This is a genomic window from Planktothrix sp. PCC 11201 (genome assembly GCF_900009135.1).
GTDB lineage: Bacteria > Cyanobacteriota > Cyanobacteriia > Cyanobacteriales > Microcoleaceae > Planktothrix.
The window spans coordinates 308,436-320,823 of the sequence record NZ_LT797688.1; the positions used below are offsets into that span (position 1 = coordinate 308,436).

The following is a 12,388-nucleotide window of genomic DNA, read 5'->3' on the forward strand; positions in this document are numbered from 1 at the left end:
TAATCAAAAAAAATAGGTGCAGGTTGACTCTTAACTGACACCCCACACCTATCTTTTACCCTTAAAATTCGTGCATCAAGCAGTAGAACCAATAATCTCCTGAAATTGAATCATATCCATACGGGGATCAACATGACTCACCTTCACCTCAAACTGTTCTCCAACTTCTACGGAACGACTAAATCGCATCGGTAACTCTAAGGCTAACTCCTCTAAAAAGACTAACCCTAAATTGGTATCTTCCCGCAGCCATCGCAACATTGTGGCTTGCCAAATTTCATCGCTATTCCGGCGCAAAAACTCCAAACTCCAATAACGATTGGTTTCCCGTTCCACTTTGGACGCTTCCTTCACCGCCGGCCCTAAACTCATCACAATCGCCTGCATATCTTCTAGGGAAAAAGGAGAGGTTTCACCTCGCAGATGGGCTTTAATTTGAAAATGAGCCAATAAATCACTATAACGACGAATCGGCGATGTCACCTGGGTATAAGTTTCTAAAGCCAAACTCGCATGGCGCGAAGGAGTCAAACCCACCTCACTACGGGGCATATAACGTCGCATAGTACAAGCTCTCACCGCCCCTGGTGGCAGTTGCATCAACTCCTCCTCCGGCGGTAATTCTGGTTGGGGTTGACTGCGATAAGGTAACGGTAAATTATGGGTTTGACCATAACGAGCCGCTACTTCCCCCGTTAAAATCATCATTTCCGCCACCATTTGGCGGGAAGGAGAATCCTCTAAAACCGTAATACTGATTTCTTCCCCGTTCACCTTAATCACCGACTCGGGCATATAAATACTAATTGCCCCGTTCGCATTTCGCCATTCCTTACGGCGTTTAGCCCACATTGACAAAGCATCAATTTCCGGTTCCCCCTGGATGCCAATTTGCAACATCTCATCTACATCATCGTAAGTGAGGCGATAGGTCGGTTTAATATTACTGACATGAATACTATAATCCCTTACCCCACCCGTTTCATCCAAAATCACACCAAAACTCAAAGCACAACAGACCTGGCCTTGAATTAGGCTCATTGGGCCAGTTGCCAATTCCGAGGGGAACATCGGAATCATTCCGGTAGGGAGATAAACCGTTGTTGTCCGGCGACGGGCTTCTAAGTCTAGTTCATCTCCGGGAGAAATCAAACGAGTTGGATCAGCAATATGAATCCAAATTCGTCGTTGTCCATCCTCCAAAATCTCTAAACTCAAACCATCATCAATCTCACGGGTACTCTCATCATCAATCGTATAGACCTTAAGATGAGTCAGATCTAAGCGATCAGAATCCGGATCAGGCGGGGGAGAATCCAAGCAACATCGAGCCACTTCAAGCACTTGAGTTGAAAATTGGGTGGGAATTTGACTCCGACGTAGGGATAGGTTTTCATGCAGACCCCAGATCCCTAAGTCTACTAACAATTGCAACGCAGCTTGGGGCGTTTGAGAACGTTCCAAGGTTGCCAAAGTTTCTAAAGCCGGTGCGACATGGGAGGCATCTTCTCCATACAGCGCCAAACGCTCTAACGCATCCAAACGGGTGCGATCACTATTTTGCCATTCTACCACGACCCCCGCTAGTCTCTTTTCTACCCTCCGCCAATATTCTTGGACATCCCGTTGCTTGGCGCTGTTAACTTCCTGTTGATGTTTTATTTCTGCTACTTGTCCAGGAGAGCGGGGTTCGTAGCGTTCACCCTTCTGTTTGAAGTAGAGTTTATCATTCGACAACAGCACATAACTGGCATAACACTGAGGCGGACTCTGCTCAGAAAATAAAAGCAGAGCCATTTCTTTCGGGTCTACGGTTTCTCCTTGCTCTACTAAAATCTCCCAGGCTACCTCCAAACTTGACGGATCAAGATAAGGCTGCAATTGTTTAGTAAAAGCCAGGATATCCGCAGGTTTGTATGTAGCCCCCGTTACCTCATAAGCAATTTGCCGCGGGTGAATCGTATGAGCCAGGAGGTTTTCATCAATAACGACCCAATGTTTTTTCCCTTCAGGTCGATCAGCAACGGCGAGACGACGATCTCCGTTTAATCTAAGCTCAATCAGAGTACCCTTTTCCACAGATAAAATTAGCCTTCCTTGTTCACAAAAGGCAACATCGCTAGGATTCTAGCCCGTTTGATAGCTTGTGTTAGATCTCGCTGCTGTTTGCAGGTGAGTCCAGTAATCCGACGAGGCAGGATTTTACCCCGTTCTGTAACAAATTTCCGTAACAATTCGATATCTTTATAATCGATAGGAGTTCCGGGTTTGATCGGAGAAACTTGGCGACGGAAGTAGGTCATGCTGAAATTGATCCTCTATGAATTGTTAAAGTTGATTTAAGGTTTAGGGTAAGTGTTTAAGTTATGGATACTTTATACAGCCATTACTTAATTTCTTTGTGAACCGTGTGTTTGTTACAGTGGCGACAAAACTTTTTCAGTTCTAAACGTCCTGTTGTATTCCGGCGGTTTTTGGTTGTGGTATACCTAGAAACCCCTTGAGAGCGCTTATCAGTATTTGTACGGCACTCCGTACATTCGACAGTAATAACAAGGCGAACACCTTTAGCCATAATCGTAGATAGTTGTGATTATTTAAGCACAAATGTTTATTGTCTCATCTATCGTTTCACTTTGTCAATCAAATGCCGAATTTTAACATCCAAAGAATAACCCCGTCTGCTCCCAATCACAATAGTTTGTCCAATTCGGTCATGAACAGTTTGGGGATGACGACTGGTATCAAATAGCACGGCTCCACAGTCCAATACAATTGGAAGCATTAATAATAAAATCCCGGCATTTCCTGCGGTTAAACTTCCCAAACTCAAGAGCAACAGAAAAGCACCTATACCCATAAACCCCTCTCGTTTTAGCAGTTCTAAAAGCCGAGGAGTTCGGTTCCGTTGGGAATCAACCACTCGAATATCAAAGGCCCATCGTCCGAAACTCTGTCCTTGGTTCTTAGATACCACCACAACACGGCAGGTCAACCAACCGATCATAAATAAGAAAAATAGAGTCACCCCCTTAGCCCCTATGGATGAACAAAGTAATCCAATTAGACAGAAATCTACCCCCAATGCGGCACAACGCCGCCAGGTTGGAACTTTATGATCAGGTAAAGGGACTAAATCAGAACTCATAGGCAGTTGAATTTTTGAACATACTATAACTTAAAAATACCAAAACCTCTCTCTGATATACCAGAAAGAGGCCTGATTTAGTTGATTTAGTTAATAAATAAATCAAAAAGAAAACTGAAGACTGCATAGAGAATTAAAAGGGGATGAGGTCAAGCCCTCGGTCTGTTAGTGTGTCTTGGCTACATCCATCACTGGACTTCGACCTAACACCTATCAACGGGTGTTCTGCCCGTGACCTTACCCACAAAAAGTGGTGAGAGCAATCATCTTGAGGTGGGCTTCCCACTTAGATGCTTTCAGCGGTTATCCACTCCGCACATAGCTACCCTGCGTTTACCGTTGGCACGATAACAGGTACACCAGCGGTGCGTCCTTCCCGGTCCTCTCGTACTAGGGAAGGCTCCTCTCAATGCTCTTGCGCCTGCACCGGATATGGACCGAACTGTCTCACGACGTTCTGAACCCAGCTCACGTACCGCTTTAATGGGCGAACAGCCCAACCCTTGGGACGTACTTCCGCCCCAGGTTGCGATGAGCCGACATCGAGGTGCCAAACCTCCCCGTCGATGTGAACTCTTGGGGGAGATCAGCCTGTTATCCCTAGAGTAACTTTTATCCGTTGAGCGACGGCCTTTCCACACAGTACCGTCGGATCACTAAGGCCGTGTTTCCACCCTGTTCGACTTGTAGGTCTCACAGTCAAGCTCCCTTCTGCCTTTACACTCTGCGAATGATTTCCAACCATTCTGAGGGAACCTTTGCGCGCCTCCGTTACCTTTTAGGAGGCGACCGCCCCAGTCAAACTGCCCCCCTGAAACTGTCTTCGACCCGGATTCACGGGTCAGAGTTAGAATTCTAGCTCTACTAGAGTGGTATCTCACCGATGGCTCCATCATCCCCACAAGGATGACTTCAAAGCCTCCCACCTATTCTGCGCAAGCAAAGCCCGAACCCAATTCCAGGATACAGTAAAGCTTCATAGGGTCTTTCTGTCCAGGTGCAGGTAGTCCGTATCTTCACAGACAATTCTATTTCGCCGAGTCTCTCTCCGAGACAGTGCCCAGATCGTTACGCCTTTCGTGCGGGTCGGAACTTACCCGACAAGGAATTTCGCTACCTTAGGACCGTTATAGTTACGGCCGCCGTTCACCGGGGCTTCAGTCATCAGCTTTAGCTTGCGCCTGACCGACTTCCTTAACCTTCCGGCACTGGGCAGGCGTCAGCCCCCATACTTCCTCTTACGAGTTGGCGGAGACCTGTGTTTTTGGTAAACAGTCGCCTGGGCCTCTTCACTGCGGCTTACTTGCGTAAGCACTCCTTCTCCCGAAGTTACGGAGCCATTTTGCCGAGTTCCTTAGAGAGAGTTATCTCGCGCCCCTGAGTTTTCTCAACCTCCCTACCTGTGTCGGTTTCGGGTACAGGCGTTGGTAAATTAACGGTTTTAGGGCTTTTCTTGGAAGCTTGATGCTCTCTACTTCCCCTTCGTAAAGGGTCGGACTCCCGCCTTAGCTCAGTCTGTTTTCTCCAGACCTCAACACCTCGTACGGTTGCACCGGTAACCATCTTCCGGCTAGCACACACCTTCTCCGTTCCCCTGACCAATTTACCACCGGTACGGGATTCTTCGCCCGTTGTCCATCGACTACGCTCTTCAGCCTCGCCTTAGGCCCTGACTCACCCTCCGCGGACGAGCCGTGCGGAGGAACCCTTAGGGTTTCGGGGTGTAGGATTCTCACCTACATTTTCGCTACTCAAGCCGACATTCTCACTTCTGGTTCGTCCACACCTGCTTCCGCTAGTGCTTCTCCCTACGCCAGAACGCTCCCCTACCAATACAATAAATCATATTCCACAGCTTCGGTACACCACTTAGCCCCGTTCATTTTCGGCGCGGCAACGCTTGACCAGTGAGCTATTACGCACTCTTTTAAGGTTGGCTGCTTCTAGGCAAACCTCCTGGTTGTCTAAGCATTCCCACCTCCTTTCTCACTTAGTGGTGATTTGGGGACCTTAGCTGGTGGTCTGGGCTGTTTCCCTCTTGACGATGGAGCTTATCCCCCACCGTCTGACTGGTTGTTCTTCCTCTGGGTATTCAGAGTTTGTCTCGATTTGGTACCGCTCTCGCAGCCCGCACCGAAACAGTGCTTTACCCCCCAGATTTTTCCACAACCGCTGTGCCTCAACACATTTCGGGGAGAACCAGCTAGCTCCGGGTTCGATTGGCATTTCACCCCTAACCACACCTCATCCGCCGATTTTTCAACATCGGTCGGTTCGGACCTTCAATTGGTTTTACCCAAGCTTCATCCTGGACATGGTTAGATCACCCGGGTTCGGGTCTAAAAACAATGACTTCTTCGCCCTCTTCAGACTCGCTTTCGCTTGGGCTGCGACATTTTCTGTCTTAACCTGCCATTGCCTTTAACTCGCCGGCTCATGCTTCAACAGGCACGCGGTCATCCGTTAAATCGGACTCCCACTGCTTGTAAGCTGACGGTTTCAGGTTCTATTTCACTCCCCTTCCGGGGTTCTTTTCACCTTTCCCTCACGGTACTGTTTCTCTATCGGTCACACAGGAGTATTTAGCCTTACCTCGTGGTCGAGGCGGATTCACACGGACTTTCACGGGCTCCGTGCTACTCGGGATTCAGCTAGGCTCTTTGAGTTTTCGACTACGGGACTTTCACCCTCTCTGGTGCAGGTTTCATCTGCTTTGTCTAACTCTCTAAGTCCAGTGTCGCTGTCCCACTACCCCAACAGGTAAACCTGTTGGTTTAGGCTGTTTCCCTTTCGCTCACCACTACTCGGGAAATCGCTTTTGCTTTCTTTTCCTCGGGCTACTAAGATGTTTCAGTTCGCCCGGTTCGCTCATGCCCACTTATTTGATTCGGTGGGCTGTTTTTGGGTTGCCCCATTCGGACACCTCCGGCTCATTGCTCGCTTCCAGCTCCCCGGAGTTTATCGTCGGTCGCCACGTCCTTCTTCGCCTCTGTGTGCCAAGGTTTCCACCGTCAGCCCTTTCTATCTTGACCACTTTCTCTTTTTCAGAGATTTTCTGTTCGTTTCCGAACTCCTGAACACCAGAACTTTTCCGGGTTTCTTATTCCCGGTTCTGGTTTCATTAATTTGATCCCTTTTGATTCTTCTATGCAGTTTTCAAGGTTCTGGCTGGAACTTTTCCCAGCATTTACTCTTTCTTGTCGGAAAGCTGTAGTGCTGATTTGTTCTAGGAATATTTTCAGTGGAGGTAAGCGGACTCGAACCGCTGACATCTGCCTTGCAAAGGCAGCGCTCTACCAACTGAGCTATACCCCCACATTGGTTTAGGTGGGCCATCCTGGACTTGAACCAGGGACCTCACCCTTATCAGGGGTGCGCTCTAACCACCTGAGCTAATAGCCCTTTTTCCGAACTTTAAAATACGTTTGAAAGTCTCTTTTTTCCTAGTACGACCTGGGATGACTTTTGAGGGTGCTATATTTGTTGGATTCAACACTCAACTCAAAAGTAGGTCTCCCTAAAAGGAGGTGATCCAGCCACACCTTCCGGTACGGCTACCTTGTTACGACTTCACCCCAGTCATCAACCCCGCCTTCGGCACCCTCCCCCCTTACGGGTTAGAGTAATGACTTCGGGCGTGGCTCACTTCCATGGTGTGACGGGCGGTGTGTACAAGGCCCGGGAACGGATTCACCGCAGTATGCTGACCTGCGATTACTAGCGATTCCTCCTTCATGCAGGCGAGTTGCAGCCTGCAATCTGAACTGTGCCAGGGTTTAAGAGGTTCGCTCTCCCTCGCGGGTTGGCTGCTCTCTGTCCCTCGCATTGTAGTACGTGTGTCGCCCAGGACGTAAGGGCCATGCTGACTTGACGTCATCCTCACCTTCCTCCGGTTTGTCACCGGCAGTCTCGCTAGAGTTCCCAACTTAATGATGGCAACTAACGACGAGGGTTGCGCTCGTTGCGGGACTTAACCCAACATCTCACGACACGAGCTGACGACAGCCATGCAGCACCTGTCTTCTGGTTCCTTTCGGCACTCCCACCTTTCAGCAGGATTCCAGAGATGTCAAGTCCTGGTAAGGTTCTTCGCGTTGCATCGAATTAAACCACATACTCCACCGCTTGTGCGGGCCCCCGTCAATTCCTTTGAGTTTCACACTTGCGTGCGTACTCCCCAGGCGGGAAACTTAACGCGTTAGCTTCGGCACGGCCCGGGTCGATACAGGCCACACCTAGTTTCCATCGTTTACCGCTAGGACTACTGGGGTATCTAATCCCATTCGCTCCCCTAGCTTTCGTCCCTCAGTGTCAGTTATAGCCCAGCAGAGCGCCTTCGCCACCGGTGTTCTTCCTGATCTCTACGCATTTCACCGCTACACCAGGAATTCCCTCTGCCCCTACTACACTCTAGTCTTACAGTTTCCACTGCCTTTACGAAGTTAAGCCTCGCTCTTTAACAGCAGACTTGATTGACTACCTACGGACTCTTTACGCCCAATCATTCCGGATAACGCTTGCATCCCCCGTATTACCGCGGCTGCTGGCACGGAGTTAGCCGATGCTTTTTCCTCAGGTACCGTCATTGAGTTCTTCCCTGAGAAAAGGGGTTGACAATCCAAGAACCTTCCTCCCCCACGCGGTCTTGCTCCGTCAGGCTTTCGCCCATTGCGGAAAATTCCCCACTGCTGCCTCCCGTAGGAGTCTGGGCCGTGTCTCAGTCCCAGTGTGGCTGATCATCCTCTCAGACCAGCTACTGATCGTCGCCTTGGTAAGCCTTTACCTTACCAACTAGCTAATCAGACGCAAGCCCCTCTCTAGGCGATAAATCTTTTACCTTTCGGCTCATCCGGGTTTAGCAGTCGTTTCCAACTGTTGTCCCCGTCCTAGAGGCAGGTTCTTACGTGTTACTCACCCGTCCGCCACTAAATCCCGAGGGATTCCGTTCGACTTGCATGTGTTAAGCAGACCGCCAGCGTTCATCCTGAGCCAGGATCAAACTCTCCATTTTGAAGAATCTGTTAGCTCTTATCTTGACTAATTTAATTAGTCATGTTATTTTTGATTCACCAACTTTACAGTTGACTCCTCTGTTAGTTTTTTGACTAGGAGTTTGTAAATTCGACTTTCAAACGTATTCTTTTTTCTAGGTTCGGTGCGCCCTCGTCGCTTTCGTTTCTCGAGCGCATTTACCAATATATCTAACCTCCTAGGGTTTGTCAACCCTTTTTCCCATCTTTTTTTGTTTTTTTTTCTAAACCCTTCTGCTGTAAGGGTTAGGGCTGGGTCGGGTTGAGCAAGCTCAACAGAACAACTGGGATCTCAACAAAGTTCCGCAAAAAGTTGTCAGACATGGGGGTGATAGCAGTTTTGAACAAAGTTACGACTTTTTAGCCTACGGAAAATCAGGGTTTTCCTTTAGAGGGACAAAAGAGGTGTCTAGTTAAGTTCGGTCGAAATTAGATTAGAAAAAGGGGTTCTGTGTTTACAGAACCCCCCAAGGCTTAATTGAGATCGTGAAATTACTTATTAATAAACAGCACCTTGAGATCCGGTAAGATCAATCGGTTTCATGAAGTACAGTTTACCTAACTGCCATCCATTAGACAGATAATAGGGCAGTTTTTGGAAGAACTGAACCAATTTAGGACTGCCAGAATTAGTAATAGCACTCAACTGTTGGTTATTCTGGACACAAACATCTAACCGGTTATAGAACTCAGGATTACTCACATCCAGCATCACAGGGAAAACACGACCTGCGGTTTGATTGGTTTTTTCAATGACGTGAATATCATAATCCCGGGCATTTAAACCTAGACAAGCGTAGAAGTCCGCCCGTTGTAAATCGTTTAAATACATGGTCGCAAACACAGATAATAGGAAGAAACGACACCAGAGTTTCGCCTTCCAATCATTCAGCATTTGAGGTTGAGATTGCATGATGGCATCAAAGAAATCGCCATGACGGTTCTCATCCTGACACCAATTTTCAAAGAAACGGAAAATCGGGTAAATTCGGCTTTCAGGATGGGCTTCCAAATGCCGATAAATAGTGATATAGCGCCAATATCCGATTTTTTCGGACAAATAGGTGGCGTAAAAAATAAATTTCGGTTTAAAAAACGTGTATTGATGGTTTTTGGTCAAAAATCCTAAGTCTAAGGAGAGGTTAAAATCGGACATCGCTTTATTCAGAAAACCCGCATGACGAGCTTCATCGCGAGACATCAATTCAAAACACTCTGCTAAAACCGGGCTTTTTCCCTTGAGACGACGGCTGAGTTCTTTATAGAGCAGGAAACCTGAAAATTCGGCAGTGCAGGAACGCTCCAAAAATTCGATGAACAAACCCCGGGTATCTCCATCAATATGATCCCAGGATTGGTCAAATTGTGCATCTCGGACAAAGTGATGGCGGTTGTAGTCTACGCGAAACTCCTCCAAAATGGCTAAGAGTTCTTCCTCGTTGACGGAGATGTCCATTTTCTCCATTTCCTCAAAATCCGTCGTATAGAAACGAGGGGTGAGGATAGTTTCCTTAGCTGGGCTTTTTACCCCAGGTCGGATTTCATCAAAAGCGGGTTTCTTCAGGGAATCTACCATGTCTGTTGGATCTCTTTCTTATCGCGGTGTGTCTTAAAGTTAGGAGTTCACGGGACATTCCGCCCGTCACCCCGCTTGAGGTTAGGCTGAATTTTTGACATCCTCACCGCCGTAAAACGGACGATGATTCCTAAACTTCACAATTCAGGTTTCTGCTTCTTAGCAACTGCCTCTACCCACAAGGAGTTTTCTGGTCTTATGTTCGCTCCACAGACTATCCCCGCAAGCCCTGCGGTTCTTATATGTCGAAGTCTCAAAAAGAGAATTCTGAAGTTTGTGTTGATTCTAGGGGTGGACTGCCCATTGCCCTATCCTCATTTTCCCGGTCTACCGATTTTTCTGCGCCGCCAGTACAACTGGGCTTCGCTCGTTAGGCTGTCTGAATCCATCGTCACGGGTGGGCCAGTGACCATCTACAATTCTAACACAAAGCCGTCGTAGAACGACGGGGTTTCTACCCATTTTTTCGATGATTAATATTAAGAATTGCAACAAAGTCAGGGATTGATTGACAATTGACCGTGAGCGGTTGATTCAATTTCTATCCGATAGCCGTACTTTTAATCCCTTCTGGCAATCGAGGCCCAACATCTGCTAAGTTGGATAGGGAATCTAGTCACTAAATCGCTCAACTCCCATGGTCTCAATGATCCCCTGGATCGCAGAATTATTTTGTCCTTCCCATAGGTAACGGATGCCAGCAACATTCATCCATCAATTTAGTAGCGGTTTTACCCTATTTCTCAGCTTACTGGTAGAAGCGATCCCCTTTCTGATGTTAGGGGTTTTGTTTTCCAGTGTGCTGTTGTGGTTTGTCGATGAACAGAAACTTTTGTCTTATATTCCCCCCCATCCCCTGTTAGGGGCATTTGCGGGGAGTTTAGTCGGGTTTCTATTTCCCGTGTGTGAATGTGGGAACGTTCCAGTGGCCCGGCGCTTAATTTTACAGGGAGTTCCCTCCTCGGTAGCCATTGGGTTTTTATTTGCGGCTCCCACTATTAACCCCATCGTGATCTGGTCAACCTGGGTTGCCTTCCGAGATCAGCCGGAAATCGTGGTTTTACGGGTTTTATTCTCTTTAACCATTGCTACGACTTTAGGCTGGTTATTTGGTGTCCAGAAGGATTTAAGACCCCTGGTGCAACCCATGATCGCCCGGGCTTTACCTATTGCTGACCTGGCTGTCCCTCCCCCCTCGGATATATTGGTTTCTCCCTTACTCCAGTCGGGAACCTATTTTTTAGGGGAGTCGGCGCAACCTACTCGCCTAGAGTCCCTTCCCGCCTGGAAAACTCAAAACCTGCTGAAAACCAAAAAAAAAGCATCTGTTAGTGTTAAACCTTCCCGTCCTCATTGGAAAACAATATTTTTGACCCCGACAAAAGAGCGTTGGGGTTCGATGTTGGAAAATATGGTGCAGGAATTTCGAGAATTAGGGGGAGTATTAGTCTTAGGAAGTTTTATCGCTGCTGTGATCCAAGTTGCAGTTCCCCGGGAATTTATTCTAAATTTAGGTCAAAGTCCCGTCACATCGATTCTGGCAATGTTATTGTTAGCGGGAGTTGTTTCTATTTGTTCAACGGTTGATTCCTTTTTTGCTCTATCTTTTTCCTCTGCGTTTACGAGTGGATCGTTATTAGCATTTTTGGTATTTGGGCCGATGATTGATATTAAAACCGTGGGATTAATGTTATCGGTTTTCAAGGCTAGGGCGGTTTTTTATCTGGTGATTCTTGCCTTTCAGTTAACCTTCTTATTCACCCTGATTGTTAACTTAAATTTCAGTTAATTTGGCTTTGGAGTTCCACCCAATATGACGCACCTGACTCAACGACTGACCCGCTTCTACAATAGATTTTCACTCTTGTTAGAAAACCCTTGGTTAGATGTAGTTGCCCTGTTCGTTTGGGGAATTTTATTATTAAAATATTGGATTAGTGGAAAACTCTATATTCTTATCCATCCCAACTATTTTGGGTTGTCGATTGCTACCGGTATTATACTATTTATTTTAGGAGGATTAAAAGCCAAACAAATTATTCAACAAAGCTCCGTAAGTTCCTCTGCTGCGGTACAACATATCAGCTTATTTCCTAAGGGCTGGGGTAGTTTATTATTAATCATAACTGCCTGTTTGGGATTATTTATTACTCCCCAAACCTTCGGGGCACAAACCGCATTAAAACGAGGCTTAACTGAATCTTTACCCGTAACTCGCGCTCAACCCCAGAAGTTTAGAACCGCAATTCAACCGGAAAATCGCTCTTTAATTGAATGGATGCGATTACTCAATGTTAATCCTGAACCCGATGCTTATACAGATCAAAAAGCGAAAATTACCGGGTTTGTTATCTATCCTCCTGAACTACCTAAAAATTATATTTGGTTAGGGCGATTTATTCTCACCTGTTGTGCGGCAGACGCCTATCCCGTAGGACTTCCGGTTTTACTTCCCGAAGGCAAATCTCGGGAATTATATCCCCAAGATACTTGGTTAGAAATTGAAGGCAAAATGTTTACAGAAACTTTTAATAACCAAAGGAAATTAACTTTAAAAGCTGAAACAGTTAAAGCCATTCTCCCACCCAAAAATCCCTACGATTATTAAATCAGTTATCAGTAAACAGTCATCAG

The 12,388-nt window shown here is 47.0% G+C and carries 7 protein-coding genes, 2 tRNA genes and 2 rRNA genes; 2 read left to right on the forward strand and 9 right to left on the reverse strand.

Going from position 1 to position 12,388, the window contains the following annotated elements; translation table 11 throughout:
* Positions 1 to 75 precede the first annotated feature (75 nt).
* From PL11201_RS02180 to acsF, 9 genes are all read right to left on the reverse strand, one after another.
* Positions 76 to 2,079 carry a ribonuclease catalytic domain-containing protein gene (locus tag PL11201_RS02180; protein ID WP_079677013.1) on the reverse strand — a complete coding sequence of 668 codons (2,004 nt, stop codon included), beginning with the start codon at positions 2,077 to 2,079 and terminating at the stop codon, positions 76 to 78.
* An 8-nt stretch (positions 2,080 to 2,087) separates the two neighbouring features.
* Positions 2,088 to 2,303: a 30S ribosomal protein S18 gene (gene rpsR / locus PL11201_RS02185; RefSeq protein ID WP_026788747.1), complete on the reverse strand. Its 216-nt coding sequence runs from the start codon at positions 2,301 to 2,303 to the stop codon at positions 2,088 to 2,090.
* A gap of 83 nt (positions 2,304 to 2,386) precedes the next feature.
* Positions 2,387 to 2,575: a 50S ribosomal protein L33 gene (gene rpmG / locus PL11201_RS02190; RefSeq protein WP_071782501.1), complete on the reverse strand. Its 189-nt coding sequence runs from the start codon at positions 2,573 to 2,575 to the stop codon at positions 2,387 to 2,389.
* A gap of 48 nt (positions 2,576 to 2,623) precedes the next feature.
* Positions 2,624 to 3,148 (reverse strand): RDD family protein, encoded by a 525-nt coding sequence (locus tag PL11201_RS02195; RefSeq protein WP_079677014.1) that lies wholly within the window; start codon positions 3,146 to 3,148, stop codon positions 2,624 to 2,626.
* 145 nt (positions 3,149 to 3,293) lie between these two features.
* Positions 3,294 to 6,180: ribosomal RNA gene (locus tag PL11201_RS02200) — 23S ribosomal RNA — on the reverse strand.
* A 210-nt stretch (positions 6,181 to 6,390) separates the two neighbouring features.
* Positions 6,391 to 6,463, reverse strand: a tRNA-Ala gene (locus PL11201_RS02205).
* A 13-nt stretch (positions 6,464 to 6,476) separates the two neighbouring features.
* Positions 6,477 to 6,550 (reverse strand) — tRNA-Ile (locus PL11201_RS02210).
* Positions 6,551 to 6,668: 118 nt separating this feature from the next.
* Positions 6,669 to 8,159, reverse strand: a 16S ribosomal RNA gene (locus PL11201_RS02215).
* The 16S and 23S rRNA genes sit together here with 2 tRNA genes alongside, the layout of an rRNA operon.
* A 518-nt stretch (positions 8,160 to 8,677) precedes the next feature.
* Positions 8,678 to 9,754: a magnesium-protoporphyrin IX monomethyl ester (oxidative) cyclase gene (gene acsF / locus PL11201_RS02220; RefSeq protein ID WP_079677015.1), complete on the reverse strand. Its 1,077-nt coding sequence runs from the start codon at positions 9,752 to 9,754 to the stop codon at positions 8,678 to 8,680.
* Between the two features lie 694 nt (positions 9,755 to 10,448).
* On the opposite strand from acsF, the gene PL11201_RS02230 reads away from it, so the two are divergent.
* Together PL11201_RS02230 and PL11201_RS02235 are read left to right on the forward strand one after the other, a co-directional pair.
* The gene (locus tag PL11201_RS02230; RefSeq protein WP_079677017.1) at positions 10,449 to 11,543 is read left to right on the forward strand and encodes a permease; all 1,095 of its coding nucleotides are present in this window, start codon (positions 10,449 to 10,451) and stop codon (positions 11,541 to 11,543) included.
* A gap of 24 nt (positions 11,544 to 11,567) precedes the next feature.
* Entirely contained in the window at positions 11,568 to 12,362 is a 795-nt protein-coding gene (locus PL11201_RS02235) for a TIGR03943 family putative permease subunit (RefSeq protein ID WP_079677018.1), read from the forward strand.
* Positions 12,363 to 12,388 lie beyond the last annotated feature (26 nt).